Genomic DNA, 22,604 nt, shown 5'->3' with positions numbered 1-22,604 from the left:
CGCGTGCAGGCCCCGGCCATGTGCCCGAGCCTCGTAGCCGTGGTGTTTCGGTGCGCCCAGCAGGGGTAGGCGATCAGCGACGAGATCGCGATCCACGGTAGAGGGCATCCGGGTGCCGTCAGGGTGCCGGGCCATTCGAACGAAAGGACAATGCGCCATGGTGACGGGTACGGCCGGCGATTCGAACGACAAGCAACGACAACTCGATTCGGCTCGGGTCGATCGCGAGCAGGGCTATCTGACCACTCAGCAGGGTGTGCGGGTGGACAGCACGGACGACGCGGTGAAGGTGGGCGAGCGGGGGCCGACGCTGCTCGAGGATTTCCACGCGCGGGAGAAGATCACTCATTTCGACCACGAGCGCATCCCGGAGCGCGTGGTGCACGCGCGCGGGGCCGGGGCGTATGGGCACTTCCGTCCCTACGCGGACTGGCTGGGCCGGTTCACCACCGCACGGTTTCTCACCGATCCGACGGTGCGGACGCCGGTGTTCGTCCGGTTCTCGACGGTCGCGGGGTCGCGTGGCTCGGCCGATACGGTCCGGGACGTGCGCGGGTTCGCGACCAAGTTCTATACGACCGAAGGCAACTACGATCTGGTCGGCAACAACTTCCCGGTCTTCTTCATCCAGGACGGCATCAAGTTCCCGGACTTCGTGCACGCGGTGAAACCCGAGCCGCACAACGAGATTCCGCAAGCAGCCTCCGCCCACGACACCTTGTGGGATTTCGTGGGGCTGCAGCCGGAGACACTGCACGCCATCATGTGGCTGATGTCGGACCGGGCTTTGCCGCGCAGCTACCGCATGATGCAGGGATTCGGGGTCCACACCTTCCGGCTCATCGACGCCGATGGCCAGGGGACGTTCGTGAAGTTCCACTGGAAGCCCAAACTCGGGGTGCACTCGCTGCTGTGGGACGAATGCCAGCAGATCGCCGGCCACGATCCGGATTTCAACCGCCGCGACCTGTGGGACAACATCGCCGCCGGCCAGTTTCCGGAATGGGAGCTGGGCGTGCAGCTGATCCCTGAGCACCGGGAGTTCGACTTCGATTTCGATCTGCTGGACGCGACGAAACTGATTCCCGAGGAACAGATTCCGGTGCGGCCGGTCGGGTCCATGGTGCTGGACCGCAATCCGGACAACTTCTTCGCCGAAACCGAACAGGTCGCCTTCCATACCGCGAACCTTGTCCCGGGCATCGATTTCACCGACGATCCGCTGCTGCAACTGCGCAACTTCTCCTACCTGGATACGCAGCTGATCCGGCTGGGCGGGCCGAATTTCGCGCAGCTGCCGATCAACCGCCCGGTGACGGATGTGCGAAACCATCAGCAGGACGGATACGGACAGCACACGATCCCCCGGGGGCAGGCCGCCTACACGAAGAACGCCATCGGCGGCGGCTGCCCCGCCCTGGCCGAGGAGGGCGCCTTCCGGCACTATCCCGAACCGCTGTACGGCGCTTCGGTCCGGGCCCGCGCCGAGAAGTTCCGCGAGTACTACCGGCAGCCGCGCATGTTCTGGCGCAGCATGTCCGAGCCCGAGGCCGACCACATCGTGGCCGCTTTCGCCTTCGAACTCGGCAAGGTGACGCGACCGGTCATCCGGGCGCGGGTCGTGGAACATCTCGCGCGGATCGACGCGGATCTGGCGGGCCGTGTCGCCACCGAACTCGGCCTTCCCGCTCCGGCGGTCCGGGACAAGCCCACCGACGCCACGATGTCACCCGCGCTGTCGCAGCTGAGCGTCTCCGGCGAGGGCATCGCGACCCGCAAGATCGCGGTCCTGATCGCCGGCGGGGTCGACGCGGAGGGCTTGCGCCGGGTCCGCGCCCAGCTGACGGCGCGCGGAGCGGTGCTGGAAACCCTTGCCGCACACGGCGGATCAGTGCCTGCCCAAGGCTCGGACGGGGAAACCGTCACGGTGGACCGATCCCTGGCGACCGTGTCCTCGGTGCTGTACGACGGCGTGCTGGTCCCGGGCGGCCGGGCGGCGGTGGACGCGTTGAGCGGCGACGGCCCCGCGGTCCACTTCGTGCTCGAAGCGTTCAAACACGCCAAACCGATCGGCGGATTCGGGGCGGGCGCGGCGCTGCTACGGGTCGTCGGCCTCACGCCCGAACTCCCGGATGCCGAACTGAGCGCGACGAACGGGGTCGTCGTCACCTCCGCGTTCGGCCGCGACGTACCCGGCCGGTTCGCCGACGCCTTCGCGGAAGTGCTCGCCCATCATCGGGTCTGGCGGCGCGCCACCCACGCGGTCCCGGCCTGACCACCGACCGCCACGGCCCGATCACCCCGATCCTGCCAACCGGATCGGACCGTGGCACCGGGTCGCGCGCTTGGCCACCGCGCGGCCCTTCCATCGTGAATCCGGGCTTTCCCGAAGGAAATCCGGTCAGCTGGAGGCGTGGGATCGGGCGGCGGGTACCGGGGAAGCCGGATGGAGTTCGTAGACCGCGTACGCGGCGCCCAGTACGGGCTGAGCCACATTGCGGACCGGTATTCCGCCGGGCGTCTCGCCGTGTTCGGTGCCGGCATGGGCGTGGCCGTGCAGGGCGAGGTCGGCGCCGGCGGTGTCGATGGCCTCGCCGAGCAGGTAGGAGCCGAGGAAGGGATAGATCTCGCGGGGCTCGCCGACGAGGGTGCCCTCGATGGGGGAGTAATGGGTCAGGGCAACGCGAATGTCGGTATCGAGCGCACTGAGCGCGGCGTACAGGGAATCTGCGAGATCCACGGTGTGCGAGGCGAATTCACGCATCAGAGGTTCGCCGAAGACGCTCGCGCACCGGCCTGCGAAGCCGCCGCCGAAGCCCTTCGTGCCGGCGATGCCGAGCACCGTCCCGTCGATGCTGAAGGCGACGGCCGAGCCCTCGAGCACCACGATTCCGGCGTCGGCGAGGACGGCGGCGATTTCGTCCGCCGCATCCCCGTGATGGTCGTGATTGCCGAGTACCGCCACCACCGGGATGCCCAATCCGGAGAATTCCCGTGCGGTGACCCGGGCCTCGGCCACGGTCCCGCACTTCGTCAGGTCCCCGGCGAGGAGCAGCACGTCCGCGAGCCGGTGCAGGTCCTCGAGCGCGGGACGGTACAGGCCCTGTGAATCGGTGCCCACATGGACGTCGCCGACAGCCGCTATCCGCATGTGCCACTGTCCTTTCCGGGTTCACATCCCGAGTGTTTCGACGGTTCCCGGCTTCTGCGGCGGGATCACGCGGACCTCGTTGCGGATTCGGGATTCGGGGAGATGTTCGCGTACGACGAGTTCCACCTGCCGTCGGCGTTCTTCGGTGGTCACCGCGCCGGTCAGCACGACGGTGCCGGCGCGGAGCCGTACCTGGACGCCGAGCTCGGCGGTGCGAGGATCCTCGGCCAGCGCTCGATGCACGTGGGCGGTGTCATATTGGGGCTGTTCGGTCATCAGCAAGCTCCGATCACGTCGAGATCGGCCAGCAGGCCGAAGAAGGCGCGGGCGTAGGGCGAGTGCGCGGTCTGCGCCCGCACCTCGATCCAGTCGACCTGCTCGCGCAGGTCCCGTGCGATCTGGAGCAGCGGCGCCATATCCAGCCGGTGCGCGTTGAACACCAGCATCTTGTCGATCATCAAATCGGTCCCGCTGATGACCGGCGCCACCGTGGACCCGACCCGCATGACCTCGGCGCGATTCAGCATCTCGTCGGTGACCTCGCGATAGTTCGGGCGGTAGATCAGGTCGATGAGAATGTCCCCGTCGTATGCCTTGGTGAGCCAGTCCTCCGGCGCGTCGGCGACCCGCAAGCCGCCCGCGACCAGCGCGCTGCGTGCCCGGGAGGCATCGGCGGGCCTGATGAACAGATCCACGTCGTGATCGGAGGCCGGACCGCCCCGGGCGTACACCGCGCAGCCGCCGGCCACCGCGAATCGAATATCGGTCTGCGCGAGCGTGTTCACCGCCCGTGTCAGCGCGTGCAGCAGTTTGTCGAGGGTGGCGGCCATAATGCCGCGGTACCCGGTGCGGCGGCGATCAATCGGGGTGGTCGGTTTCGCGTCCGCGAGGTCAGGAGGCGGTCGAGGCCCGGTGGACGATGAGCAGGTCGGCCGACTGTTCGACGGCCGTTTCCACGGCATCGCGGTCGGTCGGTCCGAAGCCGTGGCACCGCTCGCCGTACACGCTGAGCACGCCGATCACCGCTCCGTCGCGCCGGACGGGCTCACACAGCAGCGACCGCACCCCGAACGGCCTGACCTCGAACGCGTAATCGGTCCAGCGCTTCTCGAGGCTGATATCGGCGACCAGAATCGTGCGCTCGAGCCGGGCGGCGGCGCGGCACGGGCCGAGTGTGCAGAGCATCGGCGCCTCCTCGACCAGCTTCGCTCGAGGGCCGGACCAGTCGAGGGCGGTGAGGGCGCCGTCGTCGTAGGCGGTGATCCCGACCATCGGCCGTCCGGACAGCGCTCGCGAGACCAATGCGGCGACGCTTTTCAGCGGCTGATCGGCCCGTGGACCCGGTTCGGTCGGCTGTTGCTGTGAAGATCGCACCTGTGACGGGTTCCCGGTGCGTCAGCGCGGAAACGTCGAGTCGGGGCCTTCGCGGCTGTCGACCGCGAGGCGGCCGGCCAGGGGAACGCGGAGTCGTGTCGCGTGCCGATCGGCATCGATGCCGCGCGACCGCGGCGGTGACATGAGGTGGCGAGGAGCCGAGCGCTTCGAGTGATGCCGAACGGCACGCATGCTAGCCAGGGGCCGGTCCGGTGATGGGCGGCGACAGCGGGGCCAGATGGTGGGTGGCGGGTCCTTCGAGCCGGGTGCCGTCGGCGGCGAAGCGGGAGCCGTGCAGCGGGCAGTCCCAGGACTTCTCGGCCGGATTCCACCGCAGGATGCCGCCCAGGTGCGGGCAGATCGCGGAGACGGTGGTGGTGGTGCCGTCGACGGTGCAGGTGGCGGCCGGGCGGCCGAAGCGGCGCTCGACGTGCCCGGTGCCCTCCGGCGCCCGCACCGGATCGGCGCCGGCGCGGACCGCGTGCCACCAGCCCGCGCAGAACTCCAGTGCGACAGAGGCGTTTGTCCGGGCCGCGGTCGGGAGTGACCGCAGTTCCTCCGGCTGCCACGTGGCGTAGACGTGTGCCCAGTCCGGTGGTTTGCCGGTGATATGTCCCGCCAGGACCTGGGCGGCGGCGACGGCGTTGGTGAATCCCCACTTGGCGTATCCGGTGGCGAGCAGGATTCCGTTGCGGCCCGGAATCAGGGGACCGGCGTAGGGGAGTTCGCCGAGCGGCAGGTAATCCTGTGCGGACCAACTGGTCAGCGGTGTCGCCGAAGGGTACCAGCGCTCGGTCCACTCGCGCAGGTCGGAGACGCAGTCTCCGGTGCGCTCCGCACGCCCGACCACATGGCCGTTGCCGCCGACCAGCAGCACGTCGCCCTCCGGGTCGGGGACGGTGCGGACGGACCGGGTGGGTTCGCCGGCGGTGATGTACATGGCGTGGGACAGCGGTTGCGGCAGCCGGTAAGCGGTGAGGTAGGACCGTAGCGGGATGAGCCGCGCGAAGAATCCGCCACGGTCCAGAATCGGCGTCCCGGTGGCGAGGACGACGGTGCCGGCCAGGACCGGGCCGTGCTCGGTGTCGATGCGGTGGTCGCCGGTGGCGGCGGCGTTCACGCCGTACACGAGACTGGATTCGTAGATGGGTACGGTGTTCGATTCCACGTCGGCGGCGAGGGCCGACAGCAGCGGCATCGGATTCAGCTGCGCCTGTGCAGGGAGCCGCACGGCGCCCAGGGCCGGAAACGGCGCGTCGATCCGATCGGTGAATTCGACCGGCATCTCCGCCTCCCGCAGCGCGTCGAATTCTGTCCGGGCCAGCAGCAGTTCGGGCTCGGATTGCGCGTAGGTGTAGGCGTCGGCATGTTGGAACGCGACGGCATGGCCGCCGCAGTACTCCAGGAGCCACTGCTGGCCCGCCCGGTTGGCGTCGAGGTAGGCGCGCAGTGTGGCGGCGCTGTGCCGGTGTCTGATGCGCTGTGCCCTGATGCCCTGCAGCAGGCTGACTTTCGCGGTGCTGGCGCCGGTGGTGCCGTCGCCGATGCGCCGGCCTTCCAAGACCGCGACCTCGACTCCGTTCTCGGCCAGCAGCAGTGCCGTGACCAGGCCGGTGAGGCCGCCGCCGATGACCACCACGTCGTACCGCAGTCCCGGTGTCACGCGCAGGCGGGCCGGGGTCGGGGTCTTGATCTTCCAGACAGGCGTCATGGTCTCGCTATAGCCCGCCGCGCGGAGCCGAAACGGTCGCGGTGGCAGCGGCGGTCCGGCAATGATCGCGAGGCGGATTACCCGCGGGGCGCGGTGGTATTCGGCGGACATGACCGCGGATGCGAGGAACGAATCGAAGGTTGTCGTCATCACGGGAGCGAGCGCCGGGATCGGGCGGGCGGCCGCGCGCCGGTTCGGCGCGCAGGGGGCGTCGGTCGCGCTGCTGGCACGTGGGCGCGCGGGTCTGGATGCCGCCGTCGCGGACGTGTGCGCCGCGGGCGGCCGAGCGCTGGCCATCCCGGTGGACGTCGCCGAATACACCGCGGTGGATGCCGCCGCGACCCGGATCGAAGAGGATCTGGGGCCCATCGATGTGTGGGTGAATTCGGCGTTCACCTCGGTTTTCGCGCCGTTCTGCGAGATCGATCCGCTGGAGTACCGGCGCGTCACAGAGGTCACGTATCTCGGCTCGGTGCACGGGACGCGGGCGGCCCTCGCGCGGATGCGGCCGCGGGATCGCGGTGCGATCGTGCAGGTCGGGTCCGCGCTGGGAGAACGGTCGATCCCCTTGCAGTCCGCGTATTGCGGAGCCAAGCACGCGGTCAACGGTTTCGTGGAGGCCGTGCGCGTGGAACTGCTGCACGACCACAGCAACGTGCACATCACCATCGTGCAGGCGCCGGCGGTGAACACTCCGCAGTTCTCCTGGGTGCTGTCGCGGCTGCCGCGCCGGCCGCAGCCGGTGCCGCCGATCTACCAGCCCGAGGTGGTCGCCCGTGCGATCGCCTTCGCGGCCGAATATCCACGGCACAAACAGTATTGGGTGGGGGCGAGCACGGTGGGCACGGTGCTCGCGCAACGACTGGCTCCCGCGCTGCTGGACCGGTATCTGGCCCGCACCGGCTTCGAGAGTCAGCAGACCGAGGCCACCGCCCAGCGCCGGGCGAGCAATTTGTGGACACCGCTGGACGAGGCCGACGGTCGCGACTACGGAGCGCACGGAGAATTCGACGATCGGGCCCATCCTCGCAGTCCGCAGTCGTGGCTCACCCGCCGGATGCGATCACTCGGAGGGTTCGGCAGGGCGTGAGATTCGGTACGGCGCAGCGGATGCCGACAGACGCATGCCGTGCCCATACGGTTCGGCGTCCCGTCCGCGCGGTGCGATCCGGCCCTCCACGACCACCGGCGCCCCGGTCACCAGCAGCGGTTCCAGGCGGGCGTGATCGACGAACCACTCGATGTGCCGCAGCCGCGGCACCGCGGCGGCGATGCCCGCGTGCAGGGCGGGTGCGCAGTGCGCGGAGATGTCACGGTGATTGGCCGCGGCCACGGCGGCGCCGCGCAGGAATCCGGTGTAGCCGCCGCAGCGGGTGACATCGAGTTGCAGGCAGTCGACAACATCGATCAGACGTTGGGCCTCGTACTCGCTGTAGACGTATTCACCCGCCGTCACATCACAGCGGACAGCGTCTCGGACCGTCCGCAGCCCCGCGGTGTCGTCACTGGTGACGGGTTCCTCGAACCAGATGACGCCGAGCCGGTCGAGTTCCTCGCCGACCCGGCAGGCCTCGCCCGGCGTGTACGCGCCGTTGGCGTCGACCATGAGGGCAGTCTTTCCCCCGATCAGCTTGTGTACCAGTGTGATTCGTTCGACATCCCGCTCGGTGTCGACGCCGATCTTGATCTTCACGGCGGTGCAGCCCGCGGCTTGCCAGCCGATGACTTGATCGGTGAGCTGGTCATCGGTGAGATTGACGAAGCCGCCCGAACCGTAGACGGCGGTGGCCCTGCGCACCGAGCCGAACAGGGCGTTCAGGGGCACCTCCATCAGGCGAGCCTCGAGGTCCCACAGGGCGATGTCCACGGCGCTGAGGGCATGTGCCACGACTCCGGGCGTGCCGATATTGCGGCACGCGCGCCGCAGCCGGAGCCAGGTGTCGGTCACGTCCCCGGGAGAGGTCTTGCGAAGCTCCGGCGCGAGATGATGCTCGATGACCGTCGCGGCCGCGGGGGAGCTGTAGGTCCAGCCGAGCCCTCGTTCGTGCCCGGCCTGGATCGACACGACCACGGCGGTGGTCGCGTCCCAGGCCAGCGTCCCGTCCGCTTCGGTCTGCGGAGTCGGGAATCGATAGCTGTCGACGGTGACGTCGTTGATGAGCGGGGTACTCATGGGGATTCGCCTCGAATCGCGGCAGCGAGCAGTTCGGCCGCATGGTGGGGTCGGGCCTCGGGAAGGAGGTGACGGATCTGGGTGCGGCAGCTGAACCCGTCCGCCACGACAGCGGTCTCCGGTGAGCGCGCCCGCAATGCGGGCAGCAGGGCGTCCTCGGCGCAGGCGACGGAGACCTCGTAGTGACCTCGTTCGAAGCCGAAATTGCCTGCGAGACCGCAGCATCCGGCGTCGAGGACGTCGACCTCGGCGCCGGTGGCGGCGAGCAGCTCCCGGTCCTGGTCGAAGTGGAGGATGGCATGGTGGTGGCAATGTGGTTGCACGACCGTGGATCCGCCGATCAGCGGGGGCGACCATTCGGGGGCGCGTTCGGCGAGCAATTCGGCCAGCGTGCGGGTCTGTCCGGCCAGGCGATGGGCATCCTCGTCTCCGTGCAGCAGTTCGGGCAGGTCCGAACGGAATACCGCGGCGCAGCTGGGTTCCAGGACGACGACCGGAATTCCCTCGCGCAGAACGGGTTCCAGGATGCGCAGGGTGCGTTTCAGGATCCGGCGAGCGGTGGGCAGTTGACCGGTGGATATCCAGGTCAGCCCGCAGCACACGGTACGGTCCGGAATCTCGACGTGGAACCCCGCGGCGGTGAGCACCTCGGCAGCGGCGTGCCCGATTGCGGGTTCGAAATTGTTGGTGAAGGTGTCCGGCCACAGCAGCACCCGGCCGTGTGAGGCGGCGGCGAGATCCTCGTCACCGGTGAAGGTTTCGGTGAAGCGGGCGCGGGCGAAGCGGGGCAGCTCCCGCCGCGGATCCACCCCGCCCGCGCGCGCGATCATCCGGCGCAGCCCCGGTGCGTGAGTGACCGCGTTGACGATTGGCGCGGCAGTGGTGGCCAGTCGCGCCCACAGTGGAATCCAGCCCATCGAATAGTGCGCCGGCGGCCGCACTCGTCCGTGGTAGTGATGGGACAGGAACTCCGCCTTGTAGGTCGCCATATCCACATCGACCGGGCAGTCGCTGCGACAGCCCTTGCAGGCCAGGCATAGATCGAGGGCGTCACGCACCTCGGTCGACCGCCAGCCTTCGGTGATGACATCACCCTCGAGCATTTCGAACAGCAACCGCGCCCGGCCGCGGGTCGAATGCTCCTCCTCCCGGGTGGCGCGGTAGCTGGGACACATCACGCCACCGCTCTCGCCACGGCATTTGCCCACACCGACACAGCGATTGGCGGCCCGGCTGAAACGGAAGTCGTCCGCGGGAAAGGAGAAATGTGTCGCGGGTTCCCATGGCCGGTAGGCAGAGCCCTCGCGCAGATCCCCGTCCAGCGGGCGGGGCTGGACGATCTTGCCCGGATTCATCCGATTGCGCGGATCGAACACGTGCTTCAGCTCGCCGAAGGCATCGATCACCCTCTCGCCGAACATGATTCGCAGCAATTCGGCACGCGACTGTCCGTCACCGTGCTCGCCGGACAGTGATCCGCCGTAGTCCACCACCAGATGCGCGCTGTGCGTGACGAATTCGCGGTAGCGGGCGATGCCGTCGGCGGTGCGCAGATCGAAGGGGATGCGGGTGTGTACACAGCCCTGGCCGAAATGGCCGTAGAGTGAACTGGATTCGTAGTCGAAGCGCTGCAACAGCCGCTCGAAGTCGCGCAGGTAGTCGCCGAGCCGTTCCGGCGGCACCGCGGCGTCCTCCCAGCCCTCGTGGGTGTCGCGTCCACCGGGCGGATACGCGGTGGCGCCGAGCCCGGCCTCGCGCGCCGACCACAGATCGGCCTCGCGCTCCGGGTCGTCCACCAGGGTGGCGGTCGCGCCGGTGTGGCGCTGCACCGCGCGCATCATGTCCCGGGCCGCGGCATCGGCCCCATCCTGGGTGTCGCCGTCGAATTGCGCCATCAGCCAGGCGTTTCCGTCCGGCAGCCGCTGGATCGCCTGCTCCGCGAGGTGTCGGCTGTGTTCGAGCTGGACGAGTCGGCCGTCCAGACCCTCCAGCGCCGCGGGATGGTGCCGCAAGACTCGGGGTACCGCGTCGGCGGCGGTGAACACGTCGGAGAAGCCCAGCACCACCAGCGCCTTCGCGGCCGGGATCGGGACCAGCTCGAGCTCGGCGCGCAGCACCGTGACGAGGGTGCTCTCGCTGCCGACGAGCAGTTTGGCCGTGCTGAAACCGCGCTCCGGAAGCAGGGAGTCGAGGTTGTAGCCCGACACCCGGCGTGGGATGTCGGGATAGGAGGTGCGGATGTCATCGGCATAACGGTCGGCGAGATCACACAGGGAATCCCGCAGCTGATCGGTGAGACCCTCCGGCCCGGGACCGACCCACATGCGCGTGCCGTCGTAGGTCAGCACCTCCAGCCTGCGGACCGAATCCACCATCTTCCCGTACGCCTGGGCGGTGGAGCCGCAGGAGTTGTTGCCGATCATGCCGCCGATGGTGCAGCTGACGTGAGTCGACGGTTTCGGCCCGACCATGAGGTCGTGAGAGCGCAGCTCATGGTTCAGCGCGTCCAGGGCTATGCCCGGCTCGACCACCACGGTCCGCGTGTCCGGATCGAGGTCGAGCATCCGATGGCAGTACTTGGTCCAGTCCAGTACGACCGCGGCGTTGCAGCATTGGCCCGCCAGGCTGGTCCCGCCGCCCCGGGACAGCACCGGCATGTCGTGCTCACGGCACACCGCGATCGCGGCCATCGCATCCTCCGGTGTGCGGGGGACGACCACGCCCAGGGGCAGCACACGGTAATTGGAGGCATCGGTGGAGTAGGCGGCCCGCGATCCCGGGTCGAAGCGCACTTCCCCGGCGACGGCGCTGGTCAAGTCGGCGGCGACGGCATCGAGGGGAAGCCGGGTACGCTGCCCCGATCGTCGCTGGTGATCGGATACTGCCGTCATCTTCGCGCCTCCATTCCAGCGGTCACGTGCGGTCCTCTGTCGCGCGGATACCCGCGACGTCGGCGTAATCACGCGCCGATTGGGGATCGGGCGCGCGGGTACTCGGGCGCTGTTCACACAGATCCGCCGAGAGGGACAGGAGAGACCATGACCCGGCAAGTGAGTGATCATGTGTTGGAGCGGTTGCGGGAATGGGGCGTCGAGCAGGTCTTCGGATATCCCGGCGACGGAATCAACGGCCTCATCGCGGCATTCGGCCGCGCTGACGGACGGCCCGCCTTCATCCAGGCGCGCCACGAGGAGATGGCCGCGTTCGAGGCGACCGGGTACGCGAAGTTCAGCGGCAATGTGGGGGTGTGCACCGCGACCTCGGGTCCCGGGGCCATTCATCTGCTGAATGGGTTGTACGACGCGAAACTGGACCATGTCCCGGTGGTGGCGATCGTCGGACAGACCGCGCGCAGCGCGATGGGCGGCAGCTATCAGCAGGAAGTGGATCTGCAGAGCCTGTTCAAGGATGTGGCCTCGGACTATCTGGTCGAGGTGAACGTGTCGAGCCAACTGCCCAACGCGCTGGACCGTGCCTTCCGCACGGCGCTGGCGCGGCGCGCGCCGACCACGGTGATCATCCCGTCCGATCTCCAGGAGGAGAAATACGAAGCGCCCGAGCACGAGTTCAAGCAGGTGCCCTCCAGCTCGCCGGGCACCATGTCGGCGCCGAGGGTGCTGCCACCCCGTTCCGAGATCGAGCGCGCGGCCGAGATCCTCAACGCCGGAACCCGAGTCGCCATTCTGGCGGGACAGGGCGCGCGCGGCTGCGCCGCGGAACTCACCCGCATTGCCGAGCTGACCGGCGCCGGCATCGCGAAGGCGCTCCTCGGCAAGGACGTGCTCTCCGACGAACTGCCGTTCGTGACCGGAGCGATCGGCCTGCTCGGCACCCGGCCCAGCTATGAATTGATGCGCGACTGCGACACCTTGCTCATCGTGGGCTCGAATTTCCCCTACGCGCAGTTCCTTCCGGACTTCGGGCAGGCCCGCGCCGTGCAGATCGACATCGACGGCACCATGATCGGCATGCGCTATCCGACCGAGGTGAATCTGGTCGGCGATGCCAAAGCCACACTGGCCGAAATGATTCCGATGCTGGCATCGAATCCGAACCGGGCGTGGACGACCGATATCCAGGAGAACGTCGCCCGCTGGTGGCAGACGATCGAACACCAATCCATGCTCGAGGCCAAGCCCGTGAACCCCATGCGGGTGGCGTGGGAGCTGTCGCGGCGGCTGCCCGAGAACGCCATCATCACCTCCGATTCGGGCTCGGCGGCCAACTGGTACGCGCGCTGTCTGCGCTTCAGCGGCAGCATGCGGGGTTCGCTGTCGGGCACGCTCGCCACCATGGGGCCCGCGGTGCCCTACGCGATCGGCGCGAAATTCGCCTGCCCGGATCGGCCTGTCATCGCTCTGGTGGGCGATGGGGCAATGCAGATGAACGGGCTCGCCGAGCTGCTGACCGTCAAGCGGTATCAAAGCCGCTGGGAGGACCCGAGACTGATCGTGTGCGTATTCCACAACAATGACCTCAATCAGGTCACCTGGGAACTGCGCGCCATGGGCGGCGAGCCGAAGTTCGAGGATTCGCAGACGCTTCCGGACATCTCCTACGCCGAGGTCGCGCGTTGCGCGGGTCTGGCCGCCATCTCGGTCGACCGTCCCGACGCGGTCGGGCCCGCCTGGGAAGCCGCGCTGTCCGCCGATGGGCCCGTACTCCTCGACGTCCACACCGATCCGGAGGTCCCGCCGATTCCGCCGCACGCCACGTGGGAACAGCTGAAGGACACCGCGGAAGCGGTCCTTCGCGGCGATCCGGGCGGCTGGCACCTCATCATCCAGGGCGCGAAGACGAAGGCGCAGGAGATGCGCCCGGCCCGCCGCGGCTGAGAAAAAGCGCTGCCGCCGCTACCTTTTCGGCACGAGGATGCCGGTGAGATCGGCATCGCGGATCGGGGTGTCCGGATTCCGCTGGGCCTGACACATGAGCGTGATGGCCGCGATGGACGCGTCGACGGTGTCCGGATCGGCGGTCGGTGTCACCTTCGTGTCCTGCTCGAGGTACTTGCGGACGGTGATCCGCTGCTTGCTCTGATCCTGTGCCATGAACTCGCTGCACGGGGTGCTGCCGCCCTTGTTGACGGCCTCCTTCGCTTGCTCACAGGCCCCGAGGAGGGGAATGAGCAGGACGGCGGTCACCAGGACCGTGGTTCGGATCGCGTATCGGGTCATCGAAGACACTTCCTCGTTCTCGTCACCCCCGCACATCGATTGCCCGGTCCCTCGGTCTCGAAACAAGATGGCTTACAGCCTGTTTCGGCTCGGAAGTCACGGGTAGATCCCCAATGTCCCTGCAATCCGATATTCGGAGGTATATCCCATGTCCGAGCATGAGAAGAGCGGAGCCCGGGAGGGCGTCGAAGGCGCGGTCGAGGGCGTCAAGGGCGCGGCCAAGGAGGCCGCGGGCAAGGTCTTCGGCAATGAGAGCCTGCGCGAGGAGGGCCGCGCTCAGCAGGACAAGGCCGAATCGCAGCGCGACGCCGCCAGGCGGGAAGCGCAGGCCGAGAAGGACCGGGCCCAGGCCCAAGCCGAGGAAGCGCGTCAGCGGGCGCACCAGAATCGGTGAGCGCGCATGGCCGATACGAACGACAAGGACGTGATCGACCTGCTGGTCGCCCAGCACGGCCAGATCAAGATCCTGCTGCAACAGGTCCATCTGGCCGTAGGCCCGGCCCGGCAGCAGGCGTTCGACGATCTGGTGCGGCTGCTGGCCGTGCACGAGAGCGCCGAGGAGCAGGTCGTGCACCCGGCGTCGCGCCATCATGCGGTAGGCGGCGAGATCGTCGACAGTCGGCTGCGCGAAGAGCAGGAAGCCAAGCAGGTCTTGGCGTCGCTCTACGACCTGGGCCTCGGGCATCCGGAGTTCGATTCGAGATTCGCGTCGTTCGCCCAGAAGGTGATCGAACACGCGGAGCTCGAGGAGAAGGAGGAGTTCAGCGAGTTGCGGCTGAACACGTCCCACGACGAGCGAGTCCGGCTCGCGAGCGTGGTCAGCTTCGCCGAGGCCCTCGCACCCACCCGCCCGCACCCCGAGGTGGGCGGATCCCTGGCCGCGAATCTGCTCATCGGTCCGCCGCTGGCGGTTTTCGACCGGATCCGCGACGCCATCCGCGATTGGCGTAAGCAGAGCAGCAACGCCTAGGCCAGCGTGTCTCTCGATATCCACACCGAAATCCCCCGGCCCGCAACCGAATAGACCGGGGGATTTCCGGTGGCGCGGTGGTGTGAGCGCGCTGGCCGATCCCCGTGATCGAGAACCGCCACCGGGTCGGCGTCATCGCCCAGATCGATATCGCCCGAGCCGTGGCCGACCGTGATCCGGCGGAGTGGGCGGGCGGCCTCGGAGGAATGACCGAGACACGATGTCGGCGGGCCGACCGGCGAAAACGAGTGCGGCCGGCGAGATCGCCGACCGCACTCGTTTTCGCACTGGTTCGCCCGGGTTGGAAATACGTTCCGGAAACCGTGGGTCACCAATAATGCGAGCGTCCGCCGATCGGGCGTCCGGCCATGCCGAGCAGCCACGCGGCCGCGCCGACGAGCATCAGAATGACCCCGATGGTCGTGAGGATCGGGATGCCGAAGACAATTCCCAGGATCAGCAGAATGAGGCCCAGGATGATCATGATTATTCCTTCGTAGGGGCGATTGTGACACTCACGCAGTTCCCGGTGTGCCGGTGCTCAAACCAGGGTTACCGGCAATTTGCGAAGCACCGAGATATCTTCTGTCGCAGCGATTGATCACGGCCGTCGCGGGTATTCGCGGCGAATGAGAGACGGCCGGAACGAAACCGCTACCGAGCGGCTGGATCGCAACTGGAACAGTCTGATGCAGGAGTTGCGCGTGGTGCAGACGGGCGTGCAGTTGCTGACCGGATTCTTGCTGACAATCCCGTTCCAGAATCGATTCGACACCGTGTCCGAGCCGATGCGAATGCTGTACCTCGTGGTCGTGGCCGCGTCGATCGGCGCCACCGTCTGTCTGATCGCACCGGTCGCCGCGCACCGGATGCTGTTTCGGCGTCACCGCATCGAGAATGTCGTGACCGCCGCTCATCGCTATGCCATCGTGGGCCTGGGGCTGTTGGGGGTCGCGCTCACCGGGGTAGCGGTGCTCATTTTCGGCATCGTCGGCGGCACCTGGGCGGGGGTCGTGGCAGGAATTGCGTTCGGATCGCTGTTCGCTGCGATATGGGTGTTGCACCCCTGGCATCAGCGTCGTGGCAAAAGCGCCTGACCTGGTAATTCGCGATCAATTATGATGGACATGTTCGACCGGCGTGCGGACTGGGTACCCCTTCTTCATGCAGTTCAGCCGAATACGGGGTGATTCCGATGACGGGTGACAGCTACGACGACATAGAGCCACTGCTGAAACAGCTGGCCGTCGCCGTGGAAACCGGCGCTCCCGAGCGAAAGGCCTTGCGAGAGGAAGCGATAGACCGCTGCCTGCCGCTGGCCGATCACATTGCGCGCAAGTTTTCCGGTCGCGGCGAAGCATTCGAAGACCTGCTCCAGGTCGCGCGGCTCGGCCTGGTCCAATCGATCGACCGATTCGATGTGTATCGAGGCTCCCGATTCCTGTCGTTCGCCGTCCCGACGATGATGGGGGAGGTCCGCCGCTATTTCCGCGACAGCACCTGGGCCGTGCGGGTGCCGCGCCGGATCAAGGAGACCCAGGTCCGCCTCGGCGTCACCATCGAAACCTTGGCCCAGCGCCTGGGCCGCATGCCGAAGGCCCGCGAGCTGGCCGCCGAACTGGACGTGGACCAGGGCGAGTTGACACAGGCGCTGCTGGCCGCCAACGCGTACCAGAGCGCGTCGCTGGAGGCCGTGTGCCCCGATGATGGGGAGAACACCCCGCTGGCGATGTTGGACGCGCTGGGCGTGGATGAGACGGGTTATGAATACGTGGACCAGCTCCTCGCGGTTCGTCCGCTCATCGCCGAGTTGCCGGATCGGGAACGCCGGGTCCTGATGATGCGGTTCTTCGAGTCGATGACCCAGAACCAGATAGCCGAACAGCTCGGCGTCTCCCAGATGCAGGTATCGCGCATCCTGTCCAAGACCCTCGGCCGGCTCCGCGCCGAATCCCTCGCGAACTAGGGCCGCGCCGAATCCCTCGCGACCGAGGGCGCGGGCCCCATGATTCGGTCGGTGGCCGAGCGCTTCCGGCTCGGCGGCACAGCGCCGCTCGAGCCGGAGGGCTACCGCGTCGGCGGGGTCAGAAACCCGCCAATCCCGAAGCCAGGTCCGGGAATTGGATGGCCTGTACGGCCGCGTCATGGACGTCGGGGCAGGTCGCGATGGTGGTTCGATCGATGACCGAGCGGTTGCGCATCACCGCGATGTTCACGCCGTTGTTGCGCAATGCCCAATCCTGAACGGTGGCATTGAATTTCAGCCGTGCCTCGGCAGGCCCGTCGGTGCGCCACTTGTCGACCTCGGGACGGATCATGTCACAGAGCTGCTTCGCGGCATCGGCGGTGATGGTCGGGGCGCCGGACGACTGCGGTGCGTCGGTGCCCGGAACCCCCGGTGCGGTGCTGTTCGCGCAGCCGACGGCCACGACGGCCGCAGTCGCCGCCACGCACAGCCACAAGGCTGTTCGTGCTGTCGGGGGAATGACGTGCCGCAACGCCATGAAGCCGACCCCCGTCACCGGGTTCGGCGGGTGGCGTCGCGGGCCGCGTCCGCCGCCCGCTCGCCCCGCTCCCGCGCGACGTGCGCGAGCCGCCCGCCCTGTTCGCGCGCGGTGCCGGCCAGCTGTCCGCCCTGTTCGCGCGCGGCGCCGGCGAGCTGTGCTCCGTGCTCGCGCACGGCTTCGGCGAGTTGCCCGCCGTGTTCGCGCGCGCTCTCGGCGAGGTTGCCACCGTGTTCGCGCGCGGCGTCGAGGAGCTGCCCGCCTCGATCGGAGGCGGTCTTGCCCCATTGGGCGCCGACATCGCGGGTGGTCTGCGCGAGCTGTTCGCCGCGATGCTGGGCGACATCGACCAGGCGTTCACCCCGATCACGCACTGCCGCAACGAGTTCGGGACCATGGTCGCGCGCCGCGTCGGCGAGGTGCTCGCCCCGCTCCCGCAGTGTCGCAACGAGTTCGGGACCATGCTCGCGCGCCGCGTCGGCGAGGCGCTCGCCCCGCTCCCGCAGTGTCGCGGCCAGTTCGGGTCCATGTTCCTTCGCGGCGTCGGCGAGGTGGACGAGCCGATCGTGGGCCGGGCCGGTGTCCGAGTGGAGCTTCCCGATGGCGCGACGACCCCGCCAGCCGAGCGACGGCTTGCCCTGCCGATCGGTGGAGGCGATGAGCAGGCCGCCGAGCAGGCTCACATCCTTCAGCAGCGCGGTGCGTTTCGCCGCGCGCCGCTCGGGATCCTGCTCTGTCCAGAAACCCTGTTCGGACAACGCGGCGGGGACGACGGTCGCGGCGAGCACCGCCGTGGACAGGCGCGGCAGCTTCCCGAAGGCGAGCAGCACGCCGCCGCCGATGCGGACCGCCGCATTGATCCGGATCAGACGAGCCGGGTCATCGGGCAGGTACTGCGCCAGCCGCGACGGTAGCTGTCGCTCACCTTTCTGCAGCGCCGCGGTCGCGGTCTTGACCCGGGGATCCGGATTGGTGAGAGTGTCGATTCCATCGACGACGAAGGCGGTCGCCAGCATGGGGTGGGCAATTCGCCGCAGCATGGTGGATTCCTTTCCGAAAGGCTTGCCTCACGTGGGCTTGACGTTGTCGCTGTTCCCGGCGTGCCGGCCGTCAAACGCGCTGATCGCGGTGGCGATACCGGCCGCGCCGCCGGCGATCGCCCAGCCCACGGGACCGAGCGGGCGGCAGCCGAAGTAGCCGCAGATGCCCGGCGTCATGACGATTGTGACCAGGACGGCGCCGCTGGCGGCGGTGGTGAACCACACCAGTGGGCTGTGCCGTCCGGCCAGCAGGGTCTGCCCCAGCTGTGTGCCGATCAGGGCGACGAGCCCCATCGTGCTCGCCCGGCGCGCGGTCCCGGTGTACCGGCCGATCAGCCACGCTCCCGTGGCGCCCGCGGCCGTGGCGGCTCCCCGGGACAGGATGGCGTTCAGCAACTCGGCGTCCGGATCAGCGGGGGGCCGGGCGGCCAAGCGGGCACCCAGTTCCTCGGCGCGGCCGGGGCTTTCGGCGGCCTCTTCGGTCGCCGGGTCGGGCGATACCGCGACGGCCATGGCCGGGAACATGTCGGTGAGCAGGTTGACGAGCAGGAATTGCCGGGTCCCCAGCGGCGCGCGCCCGGCCACCGCGGTCCCCAGCACAGTGAACGCGACCTCGCCCGCGTTGCCGCCGACCAGCACACCCACCGCGTCGCTGACCCGCCGCCACATGCTGCGCCCCTCGGCCAGCGCCTCGAGCACCACCAGCGGATCCGGATCGGTGAGAACCAGATCGGCGGCGTTGCGAGCGGCCGTGGAACCCCGTGCGGCCAAACCGATTCCGATATCGGCGGTGCGGATCGCGGCGGCATCGTTGCCCCCGTCGCCGGCCATCGCCACCACGTGACCGTCTTGTTGCAGTGTGGAGACGATGCGGACCTTGTGGCGCGGGCTCACCCGTGCGAAAACCATGCTCTTGCTGATGAGTTCGGCCTGATCCGATTCATCGAGTTCGTCGAGTTCCGCGCCGGTCGTGACGGTCGCGGCCTCGATGCCCAGTTCGCGGGCCACGGCGGCCGCGGTGACCGGATGGTCTCCGGTGATGATGCGTGCGCTGATCTCGTTGTGCCGCAGAGCGGTGATCAACGGCCGCGCCTGCGGCCGCGGCGTGTCCGCCAGACCCAGGAAGCCGATCAGTGTGAGTTTCTCGACCGCGCCCTCGATATCGTCGGGCGCGGACCGCAGATCGCGGCGGGCCACGACCAGCACCCGCAGACCCCGCCCCGCGAGTTCGTGTACCAGGTGGTCGGCGCGTTTCCGTTCGGTATCGGAAAAGGCTGTGCTGGAGGGATTTCCGGAGTCGTGCCGCACCCTGGCGCAACGGTCGAGCACCACCTCGGGCGCGCCCTTCACCACCAGCCGCAGCCGCCGCGGGTTGTGCCCGAGGGTGGCGGCGAAGCCGCGATTGGATTCGAAGGGCAATTCCTGCACCGTTTCCCAGCCCTCGTCCGCGGGCAACTCGGCGGCGGCGTCCAGGACAGCACGGTCGGTGGAGTGCACGATCGGGCCGTCGGGATCCGGGCAGGCGTGCGCGGCATCGCGCAGCAGCCGCCGGGAGACGGGATCGGCATCGCCGGGCTCCCATTCCCTGTCGAGCGAGGCGAGGGCGGTGAGCCGCAGCCTGCCCTCGGTGAGCGTGCCGGTCTTGTCGAAGCACACGGTGTCGACGCGGCCGAGCGCCTCCACGGTCCGGCTGGCGCGCACCAGGATTCCGCTGTGCGAGAGGCGGCGGGCCGCGGCCGACTGCGCCACCGTCGCGACCAGCGGCAACCCCTCCGGCACCGCGGCGGTCGCGACGGCCACGCCCTCGGCCAGTGCGGAGCGCAGGGGGCGGCCGCGCAGCCAGCCCAGCGCGGTGACGGCCGAGCCGCCGGCCAAGGTGGTGGGCAGCGCCTGGTCGGTGAGGCGGCGCAATTGCGCCTGCACGCCGGTGCGGCGCGGTGGAATCGCCGCGGCCGCAGCACGTTCGGCCTCGGTGTCGGCGCCCACCGCCACGACGACCGCCGTGGCGATGCCATTGACGACGGTGCTGCCTCGGAACAGCATGCAGTACCGCTCACTCAGCGCGGCTCCGGGCGTGGCGGCCACTCGCTTCTCCACGGTGACCGATTCGCCGGTGAGCGCGGACTCGTCGATCTCGAGGTCGTCGCAGCACAGCATCCGGGCGTCCGCGGGCACCACATCGCCGGTGCGTACCAGGACGATATCGCCGACATGCAGGTCATCGGCGGGGATCTGGTGCCCGGCAAGGCTTTCGAGGTCGCCCGGACTTCGCTGCAGCGCTTCCCGCCGATCGATTCGACAGGCGCGCAGCTGCTCGCGGTGCAGGAGATCACGTAACGCGGATTCGGCGCGCAGGCGCTGCACCGTCGACACCACGGCATTGACGGTCACCACCGAGGACACCAGCAACGCATCGGTCGGTGCACCCAGGATCGCGGATGCGGCGGCGCCGACGCCCAGGATCGGCGTCAGCGGATCGGCCACCTCCGCGCGCAGATGGCCGGCGAACCGGGTGAACGGTCCGGCGGTCGCGGTCGCTCGGTCGAGGATCGGCGTGAACGAATTCGGCCGGGAGGTCTCGGCGGGCGGCTCCGGTTCGGGCAGCCGGGTCAGCACCTCGCGCGCCTGGAGCCCATGCCAGGGAAGCAGCGGCGCGTCCGCGGCATCGAGATCGGAATGCGTTGCCCGCCAGCCACTCAGGCCACCGGTGAGCAGGCCGGTCGCCTGTGCGGCCGTGACCGGGAGCTGCTCGTTGTGACGCTGTGGCGCGGCCGCCACCAGCAGACCGCCCAGCGAGGCGGCCGACAGCGCCAGAGCTCGGCCGCGGGCGCTGGCATTGCGTGCGGGTGCGATCGCGGCCAGCACGCCGAGTACCTGGACCAGGTCGGTGCACAGAGCGTCGGCCGCCCAGGGGGACCGGCGCCCGCATGCCCGGTCGTATCGCACCACCCCGATCGCCGCATCGGCCGCCGCGAGCGCGCGATCCGCTGACGCGGAGATCACCGCGACACCGTGGCCCTGCTCCTGCAATCGGCGCACCAGGTCGTGCCGCGATTGTGTGCGGGACACGAATTCGTCTGCGGAGGAGCGTAATTCGGTAGCGTCACGGGTGCCGACGAGAATCACCCGCAATCCGGCATCGCGCGCCGCGAGCAGGATCGCCTGGGCACGCGGATGGAGTTCGTGCCCGACCAGGACGCGACCGACCTGCCCGGTATCATCGTGGACTTCGTGCCAGACCGGTCCATCCGGCTCCGGCTGCTCTTTCTCGACGAGCCGCAGCGGCCTTTCGGCGGACGAATCATCGTTTGCGGCAGTGGAATCCGCGTCGTCGGTGGTCCACAGCCGATCCTGCGCGGCGCTCCAGATCCGTCGCAGCTCCAGGCTGTCCGCCGCCTCGGCATCGAGTACCAGGCGATGCGTGCCGAGCAGGACCTCACCGTCGATGACGATGGCGCTGAGCCGGTCCAACCGCCGCCACACCCCGGGATCGACGGTCAACACCCCGGCGAGTGCGAGTCGGATGGCCACGGCCGCCGCGAACGATTCCCGGCTGGTCCGGGCGGCTTTCGGCGCGGCCAGACCGAGCGCGGGCGCGGCGTCGGCGGTGCCGCGGCCGAACAGGGCGGTGGCGGTGGCCAGCGCCGAACCGGTGGCGACCTCGTCCGCGCACTGCTCGACCGGTCCGGGCGGCAGCTCGACCGGCCGCGCCCCGATCCGCAGCGGCTCCCTCGGCCCACTGTGCGGCCGGAACCGGGGCGCCGCGAGCTCCCATTGGCGCCATCGGACATGTCGAGTCCCCGCCTCGGCCAGGACCAGCGCCCGTTGCCCGGCGTCCACGAGCAGACTGCCCACACCCTCACCGGCCGCCTGCCCGATGGCATTCGCCGTCGTCACCAGCAGATCGGTGCGCGCGGGTCCGATGCGCTGCTCGAGCATGGCGCGCAGTCGCGGCTGGGTGTCGAGGATGGCGGCCGTGGCCTGGAAGAACTGCACGGGCGCCCGTTGGGGTGTCACCGCGCCGGCGACCGCGAGACCGAGGGCCAGCGTATCGCTGAGGAGTGAAATGGCCGCGGACAGCGCCGGTTCCAGGTCGCCGGGATGCGGCGTGGTGGGATCCCAGGGACGGTCGGAGAGCCCGAAGTCACGTTCGATCGCCGCTACGGCCTCCACCAGATCCGGGATGTCGGTGTCGGTGGTGACGACGACCTGCCCGGTGATCGAATTCGTGCGCACGTGCTCGACTCCCGGGACAGCCCTGAGCGCCTCGCGCACTGCCGCGGCCAGTTTCGGGCCGCGCTCGGAACCGAGGCCGTGCACTTCCACGAACACCCGATCGCCCACTCGTGCCACTCGACGGTCGCGGTGCAGGCCCGGATCGAGCAGGGTCCCGAGATCGTGGCGGAGCTGTGCCCCGATCTCGGCCACGGTTCCCAGGCTGCGGGTGAGACCGCGCGCCGTGCCGGTGGTGAGACCGATCAGGCGGGATAGCACGGCCCGCCTC

19 protein-coding genes are annotated in these 22,604 nt (G+C 68.9%); 7 read left to right on the top strand and 12 right to left on the bottom strand.

Features of this window, described 5'->3' with window-relative positions; all coding sequences use genetic code 11:
* The first annotated feature begins 157 nt into the window (after nucleotides 1–157).
* The gene (locus GLP40_RS23530) at nucleotides 158–2,275 is read left to right on the top strand and encodes a catalase (protein ID WP_154790168.1); all 2,118 of its coding nucleotides are present in this window, start codon (nucleotides 158–160) and stop codon (nucleotides 2,273–2,275) included.
* A 126-nt stretch (nucleotides 2,276–2,401) separates the two neighbouring features.
* Here GLP40_RS23530 and GLP40_RS23525 read toward each other — a convergent pair whose 3' ends face one another.
* The 5 genes from GLP40_RS23525 to GLP40_RS23510 all read right to left on the bottom strand — a co-directional run bounded on the left by GLP40_RS23525 (nucleotide 2,402) and on the right by GLP40_RS23510 (nucleotide 6,236).
* Nucleotides 2,402–3,151 carry a metallophosphoesterase family protein gene (locus GLP40_RS23525; RefSeq protein WP_154790167.1) on the bottom strand — a complete coding sequence of 250 codons (750 nt, stop codon included), beginning with the start codon at nucleotides 3,149–3,151 and terminating at the stop codon, nucleotides 2,402–2,404.
* Between the two features lie 21 nt (nucleotides 3,152–3,172).
* Nucleotides 3,173–3,427 (bottom strand): BON domain-containing protein, encoded by a 255-nt coding sequence (locus GLP40_RS35115; protein WP_230329856.1) that lies wholly within the window; start codon nucleotides 3,425–3,427, stop codon nucleotides 3,173–3,175.
* Nucleotides 3,427–3,981, bottom strand: a complete 555-nt coding sequence (locus GLP40_RS23520) for a hypothetical protein (RefSeq protein WP_230329855.1) — start codon at nucleotides 3,979–3,981, stop codon at nucleotides 3,427–3,429. The genes GLP40_RS35115 and GLP40_RS23520 overlap by 1 nt, the downstream gene beginning before the upstream one ends.
* A gap of 61 nt (nucleotides 3,982–4,042) precedes the next feature.
* Nucleotides 4,043–4,525 carry a GAF domain-containing protein gene (locus tag GLP40_RS23515; protein ID WP_328290562.1) on the bottom strand — a complete coding sequence of 161 codons (483 nt, stop codon included), beginning with the start codon at nucleotides 4,523–4,525 and terminating at the stop codon, nucleotides 4,043–4,045.
* A 193-nt stretch (nucleotides 4,526–4,718) separates the two neighbouring features.
* Nucleotides 4,719–6,236, bottom strand: a complete 1,518-nt coding sequence (locus GLP40_RS23510; protein ID WP_154790165.1) for an FAD-dependent oxidoreductase — start codon at nucleotides 6,234–6,236, stop codon at nucleotides 4,719–4,721.
* Nucleotides 6,237–6,345: 109 nt separating this feature from the next.
* On the opposite strand from GLP40_RS23510, the gene GLP40_RS23505 reads away from it, so the two are divergent.
* Entirely contained in the window at nucleotides 6,346–7,326 is a 981-nt protein-coding gene (locus GLP40_RS23505) for an SDR family oxidoreductase (protein ID WP_154790164.1), read from the top strand.
* Here the strand turns inward: GLP40_RS23505 and GLP40_RS23500 are convergent.
* A complete protein-coding gene (locus GLP40_RS23500) occupies nucleotides 7,300–8,409 on the bottom strand; it encodes an enolase C-terminal domain-like protein (protein ID WP_154790163.1) in 1,110 nt (369 codons plus the stop codon). The two genes, GLP40_RS23505 and GLP40_RS23500, sit on opposite strands and share 27 nt — an antisense overlap.
* Entirely contained in the window at nucleotides 8,406–11,300 is a 2,895-nt protein-coding gene (locus tag GLP40_RS23495) for an FAD-binding and (Fe-S)-binding domain-containing protein (RefSeq protein WP_154790162.1), read from the bottom strand. Before GLP40_RS23495 ends, GLP40_RS23500 begins: the two co-directional genes overlap by 4 nt.
* Before the next feature lie 147 nt (nucleotides 11,301–11,447).
* On the opposite strand from GLP40_RS23495, the gene GLP40_RS23490 reads away from it, so the two are divergent.
* Entirely contained in the window at nucleotides 11,448–13,244 is a 1,797-nt protein-coding gene (locus GLP40_RS23490; RefSeq protein WP_154790161.1) for a thiamine pyrophosphate-requiring protein, read from the top strand.
* Nucleotides 13,245–13,262: 18 nt separating this feature from the next.
* Here the strand turns inward: GLP40_RS23490 and GLP40_RS23485 are convergent, their stop codons facing one another.
* Nucleotides 13,263–13,586: a hypothetical protein gene (locus GLP40_RS23485; RefSeq protein ID WP_154790160.1), complete on the bottom strand. Its 324-nt coding sequence runs from the start codon at nucleotides 13,584–13,586 to the stop codon at nucleotides 13,263–13,265.
* Nucleotides 13,587–13,734: 148 nt separating this feature from the next.
* On the opposite strand from GLP40_RS23485, the gene mbp1 reads away from it, so the two are divergent.
* Both mbp1 and GLP40_RS23475 read left to right on the top strand, forming a co-directional pair.
* Nucleotides 13,735–13,980, top strand: coding sequence for a microaggregate-binding protein 1 (gene mbp1, locus GLP40_RS23480; protein ID WP_154790159.1), 246 nt, complete (start codon nucleotides 13,735–13,737; stop codon nucleotides 13,978–13,980).
* Between the two features lie 6 nt (nucleotides 13,981–13,986).
* Nucleotides 13,987–14,556, top strand: a complete 570-nt coding sequence (locus GLP40_RS23475; protein WP_154790158.1) for a hemerythrin domain-containing protein — start codon at nucleotides 13,987–13,989, stop codon at nucleotides 14,554–14,556.
* Between the two features lie 328 nt (nucleotides 14,557–14,884).
* On the opposite strand, the gene GLP40_RS23470 is transcribed toward GLP40_RS23475, so the two are convergent.
* Nucleotides 14,885–15,040, bottom strand: a complete 156-nt coding sequence (locus tag GLP40_RS23470; RefSeq protein WP_154790157.1) for a hypothetical protein — start codon at nucleotides 15,038–15,040, stop codon at nucleotides 14,885–14,887.
* 145 nt (nucleotides 15,041–15,185) lie between these two features.
* On the opposite strand from GLP40_RS23470, the gene GLP40_RS23465 reads away from it, so the two are divergent.
* Nucleotides 15,186–15,653, top strand: coding sequence for a DUF6328 family protein (locus GLP40_RS23465; protein WP_154790296.1), 468 nt, complete (start codon nucleotides 15,186–15,188; stop codon nucleotides 15,651–15,653).
* Nucleotides 15,654–15,751: 98 nt separating this feature from the next.
* Nucleotides 15,752–16,522, top strand: a complete 771-nt coding sequence (locus GLP40_RS23460) for an RNA polymerase sigma factor SigF (RefSeq protein WP_154790156.1) — start codon at nucleotides 15,752–15,754, stop codon at nucleotides 16,520–16,522.
* A gap of 118 nt (nucleotides 16,523–16,640) precedes the next feature.
* Here GLP40_RS23460 and GLP40_RS23455 read toward each other — a convergent pair whose 3' ends face one another.
* The 3 genes from GLP40_RS23455 to GLP40_RS23445 all read right to left on the bottom strand — a co-directional run bounded on the left by GLP40_RS23455 (nucleotide 16,641) and on the right by GLP40_RS23445 (nucleotide 22,594).
* Entirely contained in the window at nucleotides 16,641–17,006 is a 366-nt protein-coding gene (locus tag GLP40_RS23455) for a hypothetical protein (RefSeq protein ID WP_230329854.1), read from the bottom strand.
* Nucleotides 17,007–17,074: 68 nt separating this feature from the next.
* Complete coding sequence (locus tag GLP40_RS23450; protein WP_154790154.1) at nucleotides 17,075–18,100, bottom strand: DoxX family membrane protein; 1,026 nt, start codon at nucleotides 18,098–18,100, stop codon at nucleotides 17,075–17,077.
* Nucleotides 18,101–18,127: 27 nt separating this feature from the next.
* A complete protein-coding gene (locus tag GLP40_RS23445; protein ID WP_154790153.1) occupies nucleotides 18,128–22,594 on the bottom strand; it encodes a cation-translocating P-type ATPase in 4,467 nt (1,488 codons plus the stop codon).
* Nucleotides 22,595–22,604: the final 10 nt, after the last annotated feature.

The organism is Nocardia aurantiaca, assembly GCF_009708175.1.
Classification (GTDB): Bacteria; Actinomycetota; Actinomycetes; order Mycobacteriales; family Mycobacteriaceae; genus Nocardia; species Nocardia aurantiaca.
Note: the sequence above shows the minus strand (reverse complement) of the source record. Positions and strands in the feature narration are given on the sequence as shown.

Bases quoted from the DNA above. Each gene is read 5' to 3' on its own strand.
- GLP40_RS23530 (WP_154790168.1), top strand. From the start codon at position 158: ATGGTGACGGGTACGGCCGGCGATTCGAACGACAAGCAACGACAACTC.
- GLP40_RS23525 (WP_154790167.1), bottom strand. From the start codon at position 3,151: ATGCGGATAGCGGCTGTCGGCGACGTCCATGTGGGCACCGATTCACAG.
- GLP40_RS35115 (WP_230329856.1), bottom strand. From the start codon at position 3,427: ATGACCGAACAGCCCCAATATGACACCGCCCACGTGCATCGAGCGCTG.
- GLP40_RS23520 (WP_230329855.1), bottom strand. From the start codon at position 3,981: ATGGCCGCCACCCTCGACAAACTGCTGCACGCGCTGACACGGGCGGTG.
- GLP40_RS23510 (WP_154790165.1), bottom strand. From the start codon at position 6,236: ATGACGCCTGTCTGGAAGATCAAGACCCCGACCCCGGCCCGCCTGCGC.
- GLP40_RS23505 (WP_154790164.1), top strand. From the start codon at position 6,346: ATGACCGCGGATGCGAGGAACGAATCGAAGGTTGTCGTCATCACGGGA.
- GLP40_RS23500 (WP_154790163.1), bottom strand. From the start codon at position 8,409: ATGAGTACCCCGCTCATCAACGACGTCACCGTCGACAGCTATCGATTC.
- GLP40_RS23495 (WP_154790162.1), bottom strand. From the start codon at position 11,300: ATGACGGCAGTATCCGATCACCAGCGACGATCGGGGCAGCGTACCCGG.
- GLP40_RS23490 (WP_154790161.1), top strand. From the start codon at position 11,448: ATGACCCGGCAAGTGAGTGATCATGTGTTGGAGCGGTTGCGGGAATGG.
- GLP40_RS23485 (WP_154790160.1), bottom strand. From the start codon at position 13,586: ATGACCCGATACGCGATCCGAACCACGGTCCTGGTGACCGCCGTCCTG.
- mbp1 (WP_154790159.1), top strand. From the start codon at position 13,735: ATGTCCGAGCATGAGAAGAGCGGAGCCCGGGAGGGCGTCGAAGGCGCG.
- GLP40_RS23475 (WP_154790158.1), top strand. From the start codon at position 13,987: ATGGCCGATACGAACGACAAGGACGTGATCGACCTGCTGGTCGCCCAG.
- GLP40_RS23470 (WP_154790157.1), bottom strand. From the start codon at position 15,040: ATGATCATCCTGGGCCTCATTCTGCTGATCCTGGGAATTGTCTTCGGC.
- GLP40_RS23465 (WP_154790296.1), top strand. From the start codon at position 15,186: ATGAGAGACGGCCGGAACGAAACCGCTACCGAGCGGCTGGATCGCAAC.
- GLP40_RS23460 (WP_154790156.1), top strand. From the start codon at position 15,752: ATGACGGGTGACAGCTACGACGACATAGAGCCACTGCTGAAACAGCTG.
- GLP40_RS23450 (WP_154790154.1), bottom strand. From the start codon at position 18,100: ATGCTGCGGCGAATTGCCCACCCCATGCTGGCGACCGCCTTCGTCGTC.